The sequence below is a fragment of the Bradyrhizobium ivorense genome (genome assembly GCF_900696085.1).
Classification (GTDB): domain Bacteria; phylum Pseudomonadota; class Alphaproteobacteria; order Rhizobiales; family Xanthobacteraceae; genus Bradyrhizobium; species Bradyrhizobium ivorense.
In genome coordinates this window covers 37391-51964 of the sequence record NZ_CAADFC020000008.1, presented here as the reverse complement: position 1 = coordinate 51964, position 14574 = coordinate 37391, and the positions used below count along the sequence as shown (strand labels likewise).

The 14574-nt window shown below is 58.2% G+C and carries 21 protein-coding genes; 19 read left to right on the top strand and 2 right to left on the bottom strand.

What is annotated here, in order from left to right; translation table 11 throughout:
* The first annotated feature begins 2 nt into the window (after positions 1 to 2).
* From CI41S_RS11340 to CI41S_RS11320, 5 genes are all read left to right on the top strand, one after another.
* Positions 3 to 473 (top strand): NifX-associated nitrogen fixation protein, encoded by a 471-nt coding sequence (locus tag CI41S_RS11340; RefSeq protein WP_139859018.1) that lies wholly within the window; start codon positions 3 to 5, stop codon positions 471 to 473.
* Positions 474 to 481: 8 nt separating this feature from the next.
* Entirely contained in the window at positions 482 to 682 is a 201-nt protein-coding gene (locus CI41S_RS11335; protein WP_139481184.1) for a CCE_0567 family metalloprotein, read from the top strand.
* Between the two features lie 13 nt (positions 683 to 695).
* Positions 696 to 995 carry a ferredoxin III, nif-specific gene (fdxB, locus tag CI41S_RS11330; protein WP_139859017.1) on the top strand — a complete coding sequence of 100 codons (300 nt, stop codon included), beginning with the start codon at positions 696 to 698 and terminating at the stop codon, positions 993 to 995.
* Positions 996 to 1931: 936 nt separating this feature from the next.
* Complete coding sequence (locus CI41S_RS11325; RefSeq protein ID WP_244622148.1) at positions 1932 to 2756, top strand: host specificity protein; 825 nt, start codon at positions 1932 to 1934, stop codon at positions 2754 to 2756.
* Between the two features lie 800 nt (positions 2757 to 3556).
* Positions 3557 to 3952, top strand: coding sequence for a Rieske (2Fe-2S) protein (locus tag CI41S_RS11320; protein ID WP_139859016.1), 396 nt, complete (start codon positions 3557 to 3559; stop codon positions 3950 to 3952).
* A 9-nt stretch (positions 3953 to 3961) separates the two neighbouring features.
* Here the strand turns inward: CI41S_RS11320 and CI41S_RS11315 are convergent, their stop codons facing one another.
* Complete coding sequence (locus CI41S_RS11315) at positions 3962 to 4552, bottom strand: hypothetical protein (protein ID WP_172627989.1); 591 nt, start codon at positions 4550 to 4552, stop codon at positions 3962 to 3964.
* A 276-nt stretch (positions 4553 to 4828) separates the two neighbouring features.
* On the opposite strand from CI41S_RS11315, the gene CI41S_RS11310 reads away from it, so the two are divergent.
* From CI41S_RS11310 to CI41S_RS43365, 8 genes are all read left to right on the top strand, one after another.
* Complete coding sequence (locus CI41S_RS11310; RefSeq protein WP_139859015.1) at positions 4829 to 5149, top strand: HesB/IscA family protein; 321 nt, start codon at positions 4829 to 4831, stop codon at positions 5147 to 5149.
* Between the two features lie 19 nt (positions 5150 to 5168).
* Positions 5169 to 5447, top strand: a complete 279-nt coding sequence (locus CI41S_RS11305; protein WP_139859014.1) for a NifU family protein — start codon at positions 5169 to 5171, stop codon at positions 5445 to 5447.
* Positions 5448 to 5465: 18 nt separating this feature from the next.
* Positions 5466 to 6659: a cysteine desulfurase NifS gene (gene nifS / locus CI41S_RS11300; protein WP_139859013.1), complete on the top strand. Its 1194-nt coding sequence runs from the start codon at positions 5466 to 5468 to the stop codon at positions 6657 to 6659.
* The gene (gene nifT / locus CI41S_RS11295; protein ID WP_139859012.1) at positions 6656 to 6880 is read left to right on the top strand and encodes a putative nitrogen fixation protein NifT; all 225 of its coding nucleotides are present in this window, start codon (positions 6656 to 6658) and stop codon (positions 6878 to 6880) included. Before nifS ends, nifT begins: the two co-directional genes overlap by 4 nt.
* Positions 6877 to 7740, top strand: coding sequence for an SIR2 family NAD-dependent protein deacylase (locus CI41S_RS11290; RefSeq protein ID WP_139859011.1), 864 nt, complete (start codon positions 6877 to 6879; stop codon positions 7738 to 7740). The genes nifT and CI41S_RS11290 overlap by 4 nt, the downstream gene beginning before the upstream one ends.
* Before the next feature lie 346 nt (positions 7741 to 8086).
* Entirely contained in the window at positions 8087 to 9646 is a 1560-nt protein-coding gene (nifB, locus tag CI41S_RS11285; protein WP_139859010.1) for a nitrogenase cofactor biosynthesis protein NifB, read from the top strand.
* A 9-nt stretch (positions 9647 to 9655) separates the two neighbouring features.
* Entirely contained in the window at positions 9656 to 9880 is a 225-nt protein-coding gene (locus CI41S_RS11280) for a 4Fe-4S binding protein (RefSeq protein ID WP_139859009.1), read from the top strand.
* Positions 9881 to 10020: 140 nt separating this feature from the next.
* Positions 10021 to 10170 carry a hypothetical protein gene (locus CI41S_RS43365; RefSeq protein WP_172627988.1) on the top strand — a complete coding sequence of 50 codons (150 nt, stop codon included), beginning with the start codon at positions 10021 to 10023 and terminating at the stop codon, positions 10168 to 10170.
* A 65-nt stretch (positions 10171 to 10235) separates the two neighbouring features.
* Here the strand turns inward: CI41S_RS43365 and CI41S_RS43360 are convergent, their stop codons facing one another.
* Positions 10236 to 10403, bottom strand: coding sequence for a hypothetical protein (locus CI41S_RS43360; protein WP_172626718.1), 168 nt, complete (start codon positions 10401 to 10403; stop codon positions 10236 to 10238).
* On the opposite strand from CI41S_RS43360, the gene CI41S_RS11275 reads away from it, so the two are divergent.
* The 6 genes from CI41S_RS11275 to CI41S_RS11245 all read left to right on the top strand — a co-directional run bounded on the left by CI41S_RS11275 (position 10402) and on the right by CI41S_RS11245 (position 13774).
* Positions 10402 to 10722, top strand: coding sequence for a nitrogen fixation protein NifZ (locus tag CI41S_RS11275; RefSeq protein WP_139859008.1), 321 nt, complete (start codon positions 10402 to 10404; stop codon positions 10720 to 10722). The two genes, CI41S_RS43360 and CI41S_RS11275, sit on opposite strands and share 2 nt — an antisense overlap.
* Positions 10719 to 10958 (top strand): nitrogen fixation protein NifZ, encoded by a 240-nt coding sequence (locus CI41S_RS11270; protein ID WP_139481174.1) that lies wholly within the window; start codon positions 10719 to 10721, stop codon positions 10956 to 10958. The genes CI41S_RS11275 and CI41S_RS11270 overlap by 4 nt, the downstream gene beginning before the upstream one ends.
* A 14-nt stretch (positions 10959 to 10972) precedes the next feature.
* Positions 10973 to 11332: a DUF3024 domain-containing protein gene (locus CI41S_RS11265; protein WP_139481173.1), complete on the top strand. Its 360-nt coding sequence runs from the start codon at positions 10973 to 10975 to the stop codon at positions 11330 to 11332.
* Between the two features lie 32 nt (positions 11333 to 11364).
* Positions 11365 to 11634, top strand: coding sequence for a DUF6129 family protein (locus CI41S_RS11260; RefSeq protein ID WP_139859007.1), 270 nt, complete (start codon positions 11365 to 11367; stop codon positions 11632 to 11634).
* 44 nt (positions 11635 to 11678) lie between these two features.
* The gene (locus tag CI41S_RS11255) at positions 11679 to 12833 is read left to right on the top strand and encodes a DegT/DnrJ/EryC1/StrS family aminotransferase (RefSeq protein ID WP_139859278.1); all 1155 of its coding nucleotides are present in this window, start codon (positions 11679 to 11681) and stop codon (positions 12831 to 12833) included.
* A 482-nt stretch (positions 12834 to 13315) separates the two neighbouring features.
* Positions 13316 to 13774 (top strand): Rieske (2Fe-2S) protein, encoded by a 459-nt coding sequence (locus CI41S_RS11245; RefSeq protein ID WP_139859276.1) that lies wholly within the window; start codon positions 13316 to 13318, stop codon positions 13772 to 13774.
* Positions 13775 to 14574: the final 800 nt, after the last annotated feature.

Here is a 14574-nt window from a genome sequence, read left to right as displayed (position 1 = left end):
AGATGACCGAGGCCGCAGAGATGGCGCAGCAGGGCGACGCCCTCGATTCCCCGTTCCTCAAGGAGCTGGTCAAGATATGGCGCGCTCAGGATACCAACGGAGCCTGGGAGGCCAAGAGCGATTTCGAGCTGCTTGAACCCTATATCTTGGACAAGGAGAAGCGACGAGCACTGCCGATTGTCGGCGATCCTGATCCCGACACGCTGTGGCGGCTGGAGCTGTTCTTCAACGCAGTCGCACTCTCGATCGAGAGGGCCACCGGCGTGATGATCCAGCCGATGCTGAAGATGCATCATGAAGGCTTTGGCCGCATGGTGCTGATTGGGGGGCGGCTGATCGCCGTGAACAAGCAGCTGCGCGATATGCATCGCTTCGGCTTTGACAACCTCGCAAAGCTCGCGCGGGAGGGTGACAAATATGTCGGGGCCGGAATCGACTTGATCCGGAAATTTCCGGACGTGGCAAATTATTGAGGGCACTCATGAGCGATCGTGAACTACTGAAGGCGGAGCTAAAGAAACTTTCGGCCAAAGCGCTACAAGCCAAAATGGATCTGCACGACCTCTCGGAAGAACTTCCCATCAACTGGACGTCGATCATGGCGGTGGCCCAGAAGGCGCATGACGCGTATGCCGAACTCGAACGCAAAAACCATGATTTGAAGGCGCTGGAAAATAGCTAAAGGAGTCCGATTCATGTCATTTGCCACGCGCGATGGCCGCGACTGGACGCCGGACTACTTGATCTCGATCGATGCCAAAAAGTGCATCGGCTGTGGCCGCTGCTTCAAGGTGTGCGGTCGAGATGTTATGACATTGAAGGGAATCAACGAGGAGGACGAACTTGTCGACCTTGACGACGACGAGGATGATGAGATCGAAAAGAAGATCATGGTTTTGAATGATCAGGGTGCCTGCATCGGCTGCGGCGCCTGCGCCAGGGTTTGTCCGGCCAATTGCCAGACGCACGGTTCAGGCGCGGCCGAAGCTGCGTGAGCCAAGGCTGGATCTTTCTCTGCGGCAGGGGCGATGGACCCGATAGACTAGAACCATCGCTGGTCTCGTACAACCCGAACCTGAGACTGGGCCGGCGTGAGTGGTAGCCTCGATTGTTGGACGGAGGGAGCGGAGACATTGCGGTTAGGCTCGCAGAAGGCAAGCCAATACATTGAGTGGTAATCCCGTGGAGAAGATCCTCCGCAAGATCTACGTTTTCGTGGAAGGACGTCCTGCACCTATCCGGGCTCGGAGAGTAGGGTGAACTAGACGCGATCCAGATGGTCGGAGAATGCGGGCTCCCCGAAGTAGGGCGCACTCCTCCAGATGGTTCCGATTATGTCCCGTAGCTTGTCCTCTTCAGGAACAGGGGAGCCGTACCTTGGCCTCGGTGCCGCCAACGATGGATCCATGACCGATCGCGTTGACGCGGAATCTGGTGACGGCAGCAGTTAGTTGTTTCTTCCGTACCCGTCTTGGTTTGGCACTGACGGTGTCGTTGCACCGGATCGGAGGGACAGTGCAAGAGCGTATGCGGGATCGTCGAGATCGGTAGCACACTAAGAAAAGCATGGAACGGCTGATGGGGGCAAGCTCGGGCCGGCCCTCGACGAACGGTTGCATTTGGTCAATGGCCTGCTCAAACCTATGAGGTCCCAGCGGTCTGATGTGGCGGTGGTCGCGGATCTGTATCGACAACCGGCCGGTCTCCGAAAAATCAACCATCAGAAATATGCGCGGCTATCGATTGCAGCTCGATGAGCAACGCGTGTTTACGAATCGCGTGCTGATAGCCTGGTCGTTACATGGAAGCCGGGCAGATGTTCTGCGCCGTGTGGGTCAGCTTACGGTCAGCTAAGCCGCGTATCCTCGTGGTCAGAGCTTGCGCGGCACGAGCTCTACAGCGTGCAATTGTGCCGATAAGAGAGCGATCTGATGTATGGCAGAATCGTCGGCTCATCCAGCCAGTCCCCAAACGCCAGCCAAGCTGATGAATCGGAAGAGGCGGGAGATAGCCCGCGCTTTGCGGAAACGCTTTCAGACGTCGGGTCAGGTGGGTCGTCGCCGGCGCTATACTTTCTGGCTTCGGATCCACCAATAGACGACATCACCGAATCTTCCTTCAATGCAGGGCTGCGGAGATTTTTGGGCGACGACATCAGGCAGATCGCCAGGAATCCACAAGAGTACTCGGATTTCGTATCCAAGAAGGCCGAGCGCGCGGCAATTGTTGCTGGAGGCTATAGAAGCACTCATTACGATCCGACCAGGCCCGCGCGATTTTACAGCTATCAGTTGGGTAACGAAACTGTTGGGCTCCTAAGAGCGGGAGGTCCGGTTCTCATCGATAGAGAGGATTTCCGGCAACAGTTCGGGCGCAACGATATCACTTCTGTCGTAGACCTCCGGGTGACGCATCCCCTGGCCGAAAATGCGGGCGATATTCTGCTGGAACACCAATTGAGAAAGGATGGCGCTGATCCGTTGATCTTGTCAAACCCGGCCTTGCCCGGCATGGAACCCCGCTTGGCGGAAATGGGTTTTGTTCACTGGGATGAAAATAACTGGGTGCTTGATCCTCATCAGCATCCCGAAGTGTGGACGAAGAATGATAACAACGAGTGGCAGCGAGTAGGCAAGCCCACAAAGTACCTTGCTAAGGTAGATGACGGCGATACTGCTACTGAAGAGTGGAACTCTTCTGACGATGATCCGTCATTCTACTTAGAGCGCGCCCTTGCCGGGCTGAGCATGGAGTAAAGCAGTCGCGATAATGCCACCCGGCCAGAAGTGGCCGGCCCGCATTCGCGGAGTGCACGCAGCAGCGACCGTTCTTGCTTGATAGGGCGCACGCTTTCTGCGTGCGCCCTAAGGAAAACCTGCCTCGGATTTGGCGGTGATAGGGGTGCCGCCATCGGCAAGCTCGCCCGACTGCAAGGCGTGAATCATTGCCAACTATCAAATCGGCTTCATTAACGAGGCGCTCGGTATTGGCACATCGATTCTGATGTCGCCGCCGAATCCAGTCTGCTCGTCAAGGCGAAGTGGCGACCGGCGAGCGCTAGTCGTAACGCAAACGTTTGCATCGCCGCTCTCGATTAGCTGGCGCTCAGCGAGAAGGCCTGCGAGCATCCAGGATTCATTGTATTCTATTCGGCTCTGATCGGACCGCATCATTCTCATCACTGTTCAAGCCGCTACGGCCCCCGCATGCACGGGAACGTCGCCGTGTATCCGAAGACCGAGGGTACAGAGAGACGGTGTGCCGCCTCCCGTCGAAGACACGTGACGGCCACGCCAATCCGCAGGTCTGGTTTGTTCGGCTGACCAGAACGGCATTGCCGCTCTGTGAGCGACAGCTTAGCGGTTTCCATCAAGTGATCGGAATCTGATGGGCGAAAGCGACGCGGCCGGCCGCACCCGCGCCAATGAGTTGTGCTCGCTGTCGAGCTTGCTCGCTTGGCGTGCCACAAAGCTGAGCCGGTTGGGCGCTCCTACCGGGTCTTGCTTAATTGACGTACAGCGATAATGAGGCACGTCTCGCAATCAACGAGCAGTCAATGCAGCCAGATGCCATCTATGCGATTTGCGGCTTCGACGACATTCCAAACCGACGGGCGAGGGGATTTGACCTTATGGTCGTCGATGACGAGGGCAATCAGCGGCCGTGGCCCATCGTTGTGATCCGATGGAGTAAGAAAGTGCTTGGCTATGTCAACAAATGCCCGCACAACAGCGTCAAACTAGATTGGGAGCGAAACGAATTCCTCGATCCATATGGCGTCCGGCTGATGTGCGGCAAGCACGGATCGACCTTTGAACTGAGCACCGGGCGGTGCGTCGAGGGTCAATGCAAGGGCAGAGTGCTCACGCCGATCGCGCTGACAGTTCTGGACGGCGAAATCTGCGTCGTCGGCGTGCGTCTTGTCGAAGACGATGCGCCCTCCGATGCATGAAGCCTGCGCTCAGACCGGCCGATTTTCGTTCCGATTCTTCACGGGTTCCATCCTCTTCAGTCCATCTTCGTACGAGATCTCGTCACAGGACAGATCCAGATTCTTTGCCGCATCGAGCAGGTAATCCAGCTTGCCACCTGAATCGAGCTTCTTGATGTCGTCCTTGTTGATTCCGACCAGGTCCATCATCTCCTTCCAAACTGTGGACTCGTCGCACGGAAGGACGTGGAAATTGGCATCGCCAAGCTTGACTCGGTATTTCGCCAGCAGATCTATGTTGTTGCAGAACATGAAGTAGCTGCCGTCGGGGCTTAACGCGCTGTCCAGCACGCCTGCAACGTCGGCAAGATAGGCGAAGGAATGCAGATAGCCGGCTAGCACTGGAATGGTTCGCTCTCCATCCTGCGCGATGGTCAAAACTTGTTCGATCGAATAGTCCGGCGGCCGCTTCTCGTCCGCGACCTGGGTTTGGAATTTCAGTGCGACGTCACCACGAAAGCCGAACCGCCCAGGCTTAATGGTCCCGCCTTTGAATACGGCATTGAGCAGGCGACCCTCCTTCTCAAGTCTGCCGAGTGCGGTGTTCTCGATTGCAGTCATTAGAACGTTCCTCGATCTAAGCGTTTCACCAACGCTTCGGCGCCGGTGCGAGATGCAGTGCAAATTGCTTGCCGTCCATGTGCAGCAGTCGGCGGCGTAGCCTGGAAGGAAAAGGCATGAAATGGGCTCCGACTGCCTGAAGCAGCCCTGTCGGAAATTCGACACGAGTTCCAAAGGCAACAGGCCCGGTCTTAAAAGGCAAGCATCATCAGATGTCTGTACGCTGGCACATGACTTGCCATGAGCACGCAGTCTTAAGCAGACGAAGGATAAGCCATGATCAACCTGACGGATAGCGCGGTGAATGCAATCAAGAGTGCGATTTCATCATCGACGCAGCCAGCAAGCGGCCTGCGCATTACGGTCGAGGCAGGCGGCTGCAGCGGGTTCAAATACACGATGGGTCTGGCCGAGGAACCGAAGCCCGACGACAAGGTGATCGAGTGCGGTGACCTGAAGGTGTTTGTCGACGACAAGAGCCATCAACATCTGGTCGGAACAACCATCGACTTCGTGATGGCGCTGGAGAGCTCAGGCTTCACCTTTCACAACCCGAACGCCACCTCAAGCTGCTCCTGCGGAAAATCGTTCAGCTGACAAGGAAGGGACATCAAGCATGCTGGCCGAATCAGAGCAACTCAAGCAATTGCAAGCCGCCGCGAACGGCCGAGAACCGCGCCTTCGCGCCGTACTCGAGGAGATCCGACCCATTCTGCAACGTGGCGGCAGCAGTCGACTGATCACAATCGCTGGCAGCAGGATCATGGTCAGCCTTGGTGCCTGCGCATTCTGCAAGCTTTCGAGCGGGGTGCTGGAAGGCATTCAGGCGTGGCTTGTCGAGAGGCTCGGCGAATTCGCCCGCTTCATCCGGCTTGCTGCCGCAGCCAAGGCGTGAGATTGAGCGGGGGATCAGGTGCCGATTTATCTCGATAACAACGCGACGACGCGGACCGATCCGTCCGTCGTGCAAGCCATGTTGCCTTTCTTCACCGAGCGATTCGGAAATGCGTCGTCCAGCCACGCCTTTGGCGGCGAGGCCGCAATCGCGCTGAAGCAGGCGCGCCGTAGCTTGCAGGATCTGTTGGGGAATGCCCACGATCATGAGATCGTTTTTACCTCCGGTGGGACCGAGGCAAATAATGCCGCGATCCTCTCGGCGCTTGCGAGCCAGGAAGGCCGCGACGAGATCGTCACCACCTCGGTTGAGCACTCCGCCATCCTTTCGCTGGTCGAGCAATTGACGGCGAAAGGCGTCAAGACACACATTGTACCGGTAGACTCCCGCGGCCGGCTCGACATCGAGGCGTTTCGGCGCGCGCTCGGGCCCCGCACGGCAATCGCCTCGGCCATGTGGGCCAATAACGAGACCGGTACGATTTTTCCCGTGGAGTTTCTGGCCGGGTTGACCCGTGAGGCAGGCGCGCTTTTTCACACAGATGCGGTCCAGGCCATCGGTAAGGTACGCGTCGACCTAAAGGACAGTGCGATCGACATGCTGTCGCTTTCAGCGCACAAGCTGCATGGCCCAAAAGGGGTTGGCGCGCTCTATCTGCGCAAAGGGACAAAATTCCGGCCGCTGATCTGGGGCGGATCACAGGAACGTCGGCGCCGCGGCGGTACCGAGAATGTCCCCGGCATCGTTGGTCTTGGAAAAGCTGCGGAGCTGGCGGTGGAGCGGCTCGAGCCGGAGCGTGTTCGCATTGGTGCGTTGCGTGACCGCCTGGAGCAGGGGATTTTGCACAATGGCGAGTGCGCGGTGCTCGGCGATGTTAGCAACCGCCTAGCGAACACGGCCAGTGTCGCGTTCGATGATCTCGAAGGCGAAGCAATCGTCCATCATCTCAATCGTGCGGGCATTGCGGTGTCGCTGGGGGCAGCCTGCAAGTCCGGCTCAATGGAGCCATCGCATGTTCTGGGCGCCATGCAGGTGCCGGCGCGGAGCATGCGCGGCGCGGTGCGCTTTTCTCTGTCGCGTGAAACCTCTGTTGCGGAAGTCGATGAGGTCGTGTGCGTACTATGCGACATCGTGGCTCGCCTGCGCGCCAATTTGCGGGGATCGGCCAGTCTGGCCAGCTATGCGCTGCAGTCGAGGGAGTTGAGCTCGTGAAGATCATGATCCGCCGCGCTCCGGATTCGGGCCTGTCGATCTACGTGCCGAAAAAGGATCTCGAAGAGCCGATCGTGGAATCTGAGTATGAGACGCTATGGGGCGGCTGGATCAAAATAGCTAATGGCTGGGTGCTCGATTTGCCGCAGATGGCGAGCGATACGCGCTTGCCGGTGACAATCAATGCCAGAAAACGGGGCGAAAACGGTGACGATCCGTGAAGGCGCCCGTGCAGATCGATTTTGTCAACGCGACCGATGCTAAGGCCATTCTCGCGGATGTCGCTGCCGGGCTGAGGGCCGCGAGCATTGTTCCCTATATCGGTCCTGGGCTTGCCGAACTGTCCAGACCCGATGTGCCGACGACACCCGAGGCGTTATCTGCTTTCTTCGCCAGCAAGGTTGCGCTGCCGCGGCGGGCCAAGGGCAATGCATGGGCCGCGGCGCAGCACATCGAGATCAGCAAACATCGCTCCACCGTGACGGCATTGATGGCGCAGGCCTTCGCTCGGCCGGTCGAGTCGACCGTGTTGCACGATCATCTTGCGTCTCTGTCGCTGCCCATCATAGTCGACACATGGTACGATGGCGCGATGCGCGGGGCGTTGGATAAGCGCGATGGATGGGGCGAAGTGCAGGGTATCACCCGCGCCAGCATTGGCGAGAATCGCTGGTATCGATTTTATGACTCGATTGGCCAAGAGGTCGACGGTATCGTGGCGGACAGCTGGACGACGGTGCTGTACAAGCCGCATGGCAGTGTGCGGCCGGCAAAGAACTTCCTGATCTCCGACGCTGACTATGTCGAGCTGCTGACCGAAATCGATATCCAGACACCGATTCCGGACATCATCAAGAAAAGGCGGATCGGACAGAGCTTTCTCTTTATCGGCTGTCGGTTCAACGACCAGCTGTTGCGTAGCTATGCCCGGCAAATCATCAAGCGTTCAGCCAAAACCCACTATGCGATCGTTGATCTGGATGCGCTCTCACGCAATGAGCTCCGCTTTCTGCGCGAGCAGGGCCTGACGCCGCTTGCGATTGGATTGCCTCGCGCAGTCGAGATACTGCTCACTCATTAGCGGCATTGCGAGGTCGGATCGCTCAGCCCGCATCGGCCCATTGTGAGATGCCGCGTCGCATTAAGGCCAACAGGGATGGAGCCCAGGGTCGCGCGTACTTGGCCGTTAAATGAATGCACCTGCCGTGGAACTCCGCGGCAGAAACACGACGTGCTTGTTGCGTTTCAAACATGTGCATCATTGCTGTTCTTGCATCCGCTGGCGTTGATGTTCCCGCTAACTGTTTGGCGCATGGCTGCAAATCGCATCGTCTCTACCATGGCATGTGAGTTGCTACTGCTCTGGCTGAAGCTCTCTCGGGGCTGGTCCTGAGAAGCCGATGATTGCCTGCAGGGAGACATGGGAAATGAACGCGGTCGTCGGGCTCGGAAAATGTGCCAAAGCTGCGGTAGGTGCCGGCAAGATGGTGCAGCCGGCCGCTGAGCATCGGGGCTGCCGCGTCTCGTCCAACACCGGCCAGGCGAGCTGCGGCTCGCGGGCAGGGCAAGGCGATCTGCCGACCGAGATCTGGGAAAAAGTAAAGAACCATCCCTGTTACAGCGAAGAGGCGCATCATCATTACGCCCGCATGCACGTCCCAGTAGCGCCAGCCTGCAATATCCAGTGCAATTACTGCAACCGAAAATACGACTGCGCCAACGAATCACGTCCGGGCGTGGTGAGCGAGAAGCTCACGCCGGAGCAGGCGGTAAAGAAAGCGCTGGCAGTCGCGGCCACTATTCCCCAGATGACCGTGCTTGGCATCGCCGGTCCCGGCGATCCGCTGGCCAATCCAGAAAAGACATTCAAGACGTTCGAACTCGTCGCCAAGGCGGCTCCGGACCTCAAGCTGTGTCTGTCAACCAATGGGCTGAGCCTGCCGGATTATGTTGACGTCATCGCCAAGTCAAAGATTGATCATGTCACGATCACTGTCAACATGATCGATCCCGAAATCGGCGCCAAGATCTATCCTTGGATCTTCTTCAACCACAGGCGCTACACCGGCCTCGACGCGGCAAGGATACTTGCCGATCGCCAGCTGCTAGGCCTGGAGATGCTCAGCGAACGGGGGATCCTGTGTAAGGTCAACTCTGTGATGATCCCGCATATCAACGACGATCATCTGGTCGAAGTGAACCAGGCGGTGAAGTCGCGCGGCGCCTTCCTTCACAATATCATGCCGCTGATCTCCGCACCCGAGTACGGCACAGTGTTTGGCCTCAACGGTCAGCGCGGGCCGACAGCGCAGGAATTGAAGGCACTGCAAGATGCTTGCGAAGGGGAGATAAACATGATGCGTCACTGCCGTCAGTGCCGGGCCGATGCTGTGGGTCTGCTCGGAGAAGATCGCAGCGCAGAGTTTACGACCGACCAAGTCATGAAGATGGACGTCAAATACGACCTCGAGATGCGCAAGGCTTACCAAGATCGGGTAGAGGACGAGCGTGCCGCCAAGGCCGCGGGCAGCAAAGAGGAGCTCGGGGAATTGGCCAGAGAGGTGAGCGAGATCACGCTTCTGGTGGCAGTCGCAACCAAAGGCTCCGGGCTGATCAACGAGCACTTTGGACATGCGAAGGAATTCCAAGTCTACGAACTTTCCACATCCGGCGCAAAATTCGTCGGCCACCGCCGCGTGGACGTCTACTGCCAAGGTGGTTATGGGGAGGAGGATAGGCTTTCGACCATCATTCGCGGCATCAATGACTGCCATGCGGTGTTCGTGGCCAAAATCGGCGGCGACCCGAGAAGCAATCTGATCAAGGCCGGAATCGAGCCGGTTGATCAATATGCGCATGAGTTCATCGAGAAGTCGGCGATCGCCTGGTTCCGTTCCTATCTCGACCGGGTGAAAAGCGGTGAGATCCAGCACGCGAAACGTGGCGACGCCTCAATTCGGCAGGGAGCCCTGATCTCTGCGGCGTAGGGGGGGTATGTGCCATTCAAGATCATTGCCTCGCAGTGTACGAGCTGCTCAGCCTGCGAACCCTTATGCCCGAACGTTGCAATCTCGGAGAACGCGGGGAGCTTCGTCATTGAACCAGCAAAATGTACCGAATGCATTGGCCATTTCGACGAGCCGCAATGTGTCGCCGCCTGTCCGGTCGACAATACCTGCGTCGTTGACACATTCTTGGCGCGCTACCAAGCGCCAGCCTAAAGGGTGAGCCCCGTGAATGGATTGCCGCCGCTTGAGGATGCGAACCGTGCCCGGGAATGCGCCCGCCTGCTCCTGGGACTGCGAAGCGTGCCCCATCGCAGCCTCGCCGTCTGGCCCGGATCTTCGTTTGATGCGAGGGAATGACGCCGATGCTGGCCGGCCAGGACAATGAAGTTGATCGCGCCGTCGCACGCCGCATCGCGCCGCAGCTGTTCGACCGATTGATCAGCGATGAGGAGGTCGAGTGTCGCCACTTGTGGCACGGGTTATCCACAATGAGTGGCCGTTAGCCATGGTGAACGACCCGAACGCCTCCGTGCGGTTCGAGAATATGCAAGGACTGTTGCCGAGGGCGCTAACTGCTCCGCAGCGCGGTCCTGACCGGCATGTCCGCCATGAAATCGCGTGCGGCATCGCCACTGGTGAATCGCCAGATGCCTTCGAGAATGAGGCCAAATCGATGCAGGACCTCGCTTGCGCTGGTACGGCAGCGGCCCTGCATGTTCACGAGGGAGCGTTGCATGAATAAAATCGTTCGCGATAGCGACGTTGTCGAGCTCAGCGGGCCGCCTGTCTTCAGCTTTAGCGAAAAGGTGCGCGCCAATCGCACTATCCGTAATGACGGTACGTTTCGCGGCAAAGAGATTGGCGAGGTTTTGGTCAAGAAGGGAGAGGTGGGTTACGTCGTTTCGATCGGCACGTTCCTGCAGCAATTCTACATCTACGGCGTCGAGTTTATCGAACGTGGCTACCGCGTTGGCATGAAGTGCAAGGAGCTTGAGTCAGTGGACGCGTGCGAGGAGATCGATGATTCGCCATTGCCGGAAGAGGCTGTGTCGTGACTGAGGGCCGCTTTCCGAAATATCGGCGGGGCCAACGTGTTAAAGCGGCGATCGACCTCATCAACGATGGCTCGTTTCCCAACACGGAACCCGACGGGATCGTGCTTGGCGCCGGAGCAACCGGCGAGATCGTCAGGGTCGCTATCCATACCGAAGCCGACGTGCCGATCTATACTGTCGATTTTGGTGTGCAGCTGCTCATTGGCTGTTTTGAAGAAGAAATCACGGTGCTCTGAAGGGGGCTTTCGCAATGACTGCCGCGCTGATGAGGAAGGTAAAGACCGGGTTGGTTCCTCACCCAAACGAGCTCGATCGCAAGCGAATCGAGCGCGGCTTGAGCTCGCGTAAGCGCTATCTCTATGTCTCGCCGAACGTGACGCCAGTGAGGGGTGGCTATCTGGTCGAGAGTCCCTGTTGCTCGCGCAATATTGACAAGAATGGTGGTCTCATTGATGTCGCGCTGATTCTTTACGACGCCGTGAGTGGGATCTGGAAGCTGTTTTGCAAGAACCACGCGCGAGGGATCTGGGAATTTTACAGCCTTTATCACCGCTTGACTTCAGCAATCGATGAGTTGAACGCAGATCCGGAGCGCCTGTTCTGGCAATGACGACCGCCTTGGCGAGTCATAGAGGAGCCACGATGGCGCTTACTGCGGAGGAATTGATCGAAATCGAACGGCTGCTTGCCTCCGATAGCGCGGACACGGGTCCCCTTGTCGAGCTGCGGCGCCGCTTTCCGCAGCTTGCATGCGTTCGCTGCGATGCGTCGGATGTGACGGATCCGCCGTTTCGGCAGTTTCCTCGTTTCGACCTGCATTTGCTCGACGGGTCGGATCACTGCGTGCAGATTACGGCCGATCCGAAGCGGGCGACCGGTATCGTGTTGGCAAAAAGGAATGTTCCCCGGTGAGCGGCATTGAGTTCGCAGAGCGTCGGCTTGATGGTGCTGACAGGATGGAGGCAAATACATCCTTCATTCCACTGTCCGATCCCGATATCACCTTCGCCGAGCTCTCCGCCGTGGAAGCGGTTCTGTGCTCGCCGCAGATTTCCAATGGGCGGGTCACCGAGGAGTTCGAGCACGCTTTTGCAGCCAATCTTGGCCGCAAATATGCCGTTGCGATCTCGAGCGGTACCATCGGGCTCCTGCTTGCGCTCAAGGCGGTCGGCATCGGGCCAGGGCAGGAAGTCATCGCCTCGCCCTATTCCCTTCGCGAGACGGTCCATGCGATCGGTCTTGCAGGCGCACGGGCGGTATTTGCCGACATCGACTATTGGTCGGGAACATTGGTCCCAGATAAAGCCGAAGAGCGCATCACGGCCAACACGCGGGCGATTGTTGCCGGCAATCCCAACGGCCATCCCGCGCCGTGGTCGGAACTGCGGGCGATCGCGCAGCGCCACCATCTGGCGCTTTTAGAGGATTCCACCGAAGCAATCGGATCGCGTTACAAGGGTGAGCTCGTCGGCCGGTTCGGCGACCTGGCGGTCTTCGACTTTGCCCAGCCCTTGGCCCTAAGCTGTGGCGAAGGCGCAATGGTGGTAACGGACGATATCGACATCGCGGTTGGCTTGCGTCGCTATCGCTCCCACCGCCTGGACGAACGCTCCTCGGTGATCGTCGGTGCCGCAGCGCCATACCAAGCCGGCATGAGCGATCTCACGGCAGCCTTGGGGCTGGCACAGCTCAAGCGTCTCGATGAAATCCTGGAGCGTCGTCGGCTGGTGGAGCAGGTCTACAATGCGCATATGCAATCATTTGAGGGCATCAAGCCGCCTTATGTTGGTCCCCATGTGACCGAGGTGAACTGGTTGCTCTATCTCGTTCATCTCGGAACACGCTTCACGCGATCCGGCCGCGATGCCATCGTCGATGATCTACGCGTCGCCCAAATTGAAGCCACCGCCTATAGCTACCCGCTGCACTTGCAACGCCACTATTTCGAGCTCGGCTATCGACGTGGCGATTTCCCGGTTACGGAAAAGATCGCCGATCGCGCCCTGGCGCTGCCGTTTCACACCCATCTCACGAACAACAAGATCGAGTTCATTGTCGAGGCCATGAAAGATGCGTCGATCAACGTGGGCGCAGGGGCAGCGATCTACTGAGATGCTCGTCATCCACCACATCGAAGGACGAGGATGGAATGGCGATGATCCTACTTTGTGACGTCGCGCAAGATGAGCGGGGCGACCGAGGGCAGGCCCGTGAGCACGAAGAAGACCTGCTCGAAAGTAGCGAGGCGCGGTCTCCAAGCCGCGGCTCGAGGCCACGCGCCAAGCTGCCGGAAACCGGGCACGTCACAACAGAGATCCTCAGTCTCGGATCGGGTCTTTAAAGTCGGTCAAATCGGGGTTGCCATGAATTCTCAACAAGTCATCATTCACGTCCGCTTCGCTCCAAACGGGAGGGTAATCCAAATCAGCGAGCGTCCGGCGAAGCTCACGCCGAACCAATGGTTTGATGTCCTCAATACCCGTGCCGGCTCGACCTATCGGCCGCTCGCTCGTGGCCGCGGCGTTTTTCGGCTGGCCCGGGCTGCTGTCGAAGCTTTCAAGCAGGAAACTGCGAGGCCTGGATGAGCAAAGGGATGAGCGGCCCGATGTGTGATCAGATCGAGGTGTTCGCCGTCTGTCCGGCCGATGCCATCGAGCGGTGTGGCGCCAAGGCCTTTAGCTTGTCGCAGGTAGACGACAGCGGCGAGAGCCGGCCGTTTCCAATTGTTGTGGTTCGCACTTTTGGCGACGACTATTTAGGGTACGTCAATCGTTGTCCGCATGACAGCTTATGGCTCAACATCGGCTCCGGCGAGTTCTTCTCCTCCGATCGCTCCTTTCTCAGATGCGCACGGCACGGTGCGAGATTTGAGATCGACACTGGGCTGTGCATCGATGGTCCCTGCACTGGACAAGCGCTTGAGCCGGTCGCACTCGCCGTCATCGAAGGTGACGTCTGCCTGTGTGGCATCAAGCTGCTTGAGGATGATCGGTTTTCCGAGCCGTTCGAGGACGGCGACGAAACCATGGATATAACCATCCATCCCGATTAACAGGCGTATCACTTGGCCGTTGCTCAGTTGTTTCCCGGCGCGTTGTCGCCGAACAATGCCATCGTACTAGTGAGCGCTGGCGCGGATGCGCGTCAATGGTTTTGAAGTTGAGAGGCAAACAGGCGAACCGTCGTTTCCCAAACGTGCAACTGCGATCTTGGCGGCACAAGTGCTTTGGTGCTAGCTCACCAAATCGAGCCAGCAGGCCATTGCCGCCGCTTGATACAATGTCTTCGAGAAGGAAATGCCCTCGGCGGTTACGCCGAGGGCACCGTCTGGGCTTGGTGAAATGGGGGGACCCAGACTGACAGGACCGTTTGGTTTGGAGGAATGACGATCCTGTGTCACGATTATTGGACGATTGCCGAAGCGGGCGTAGCAATTGCAATGCCAAGCTTTCGTTCATGCGATGCCCTTAGCAAGTGCCGCCACCATAGTCAGCCGGTGGCGGCGGCCAAGCTCAAATGCATGAACGGGCGCGTGGACGCGGCCCGGCTATTGTGCGTGCGATCTGCGAAACGCTGAAGCGGGAGAGGGTCAAACGCGATGCGCCATATGTCACGTATGGAACAGGGGAGGGTGGCATTGTTGCAACCTCGGCATAATTGTCAGTCGCGCCGGAGCGGAGAATGAGATCGCTGCAGAAATGAGCGCTACGCACCTGGTGCGGAACTTGCTTGGAGAAGTTGGATGGTTGCGTAAGGAGCTAGACAATCGCGAGGTTGAAACTGATCAAGGAGGCTGTTCTAGATGCCGAGTATCGCTGATCGTCAGCGACAATCATCGGCATTTCGCCCTGC

Coding starts and splice junctions, on each gene's coding strand:
- CI41S_RS11340 (WP_139859018.1), top strand. CDS start 3: ATGACCGAGGCCGCAGAGATGGCGCAGCAGGGCGACGCCCTCGATTCC.
- CI41S_RS11335 (WP_139481184.1), top strand. CDS start 482: ATGAGCGATCGTGAACTACTGAAGGCGGAGCTAAAGAAACTTTCGGCC.
- fdxB (WP_139859017.1), top strand. CDS start 696: ATGTCATTTGCCACGCGCGATGGCCGCGACTGGACGCCGGACTACTTG.
- CI41S_RS11325 (WP_244622148.1), top strand. CDS start 1,932: ATGTATGGCAGAATCGTCGGCTCATCCAGCCAGTCCCCAAACGCCAGC.
- CI41S_RS11320 (WP_139859016.1), top strand. CDS start 3,557: ATGCAGCCAGATGCCATCTATGCGATTTGCGGCTTCGACGACATTCCA.
- CI41S_RS11315 (WP_172627989.1), bottom strand. CDS start 4,552: ATGACTGCAATCGAGAACACCGCACTCGGCAGACTTGAGAAGGAGGGT.
- CI41S_RS11310 (WP_139859015.1), top strand. CDS start 4,829: ATGATCAACCTGACGGATAGCGCGGTGAATGCAATCAAGAGTGCGATT.
- CI41S_RS11305 (WP_139859014.1), top strand. CDS start 5,169: ATGCTGGCCGAATCAGAGCAACTCAAGCAATTGCAAGCCGCCGCGAAC.
- nifB (WP_139859010.1), top strand. CDS start 8,087: ATGAACGCGGTCGTCGGGCTCGGAAAATGTGCCAAAGCTGCGGTAGGT.
- CI41S_RS43365 (WP_172627988.1), top strand. CDS start 10,021: ATGACGCCGATGCTGGCCGGCCAGGACAATGAAGTTGATCGCGCCGTC.
- CI41S_RS11275 (WP_139859008.1), top strand. CDS start 10,402: ATGAATAAAATCGTTCGCGATAGCGACGTTGTCGAGCTCAGCGGGCCG.
- CI41S_RS43360 (WP_172626718.1), bottom strand. CDS start 10,403: ATGCAACGCTCCCTCGTGAACATGCAGGGCCGCTGCCGTACCAGCGCA.
- CI41S_RS11265 (WP_139481173.1), top strand. CDS start 10,973: ATGACTGCCGCGCTGATGAGGAAGGTAAAGACCGGGTTGGTTCCTCAC.
- CI41S_RS11260 (WP_139859007.1), top strand. CDS start 11,365: ATGGCGCTTACTGCGGAGGAATTGATCGAAATCGAACGGCTGCTTGCC.
- CI41S_RS11255 (WP_139859278.1), top strand. CDS start 11,679: ATGGAGGCAAATACATCCTTCATTCCACTGTCCGATCCCGATATCACC.
- CI41S_RS11245 (WP_139859276.1), top strand. CDS start 13,316: ATGAGCGGCCCGATGTGTGATCAGATCGAGGTGTTCGCCGTCTGTCCG.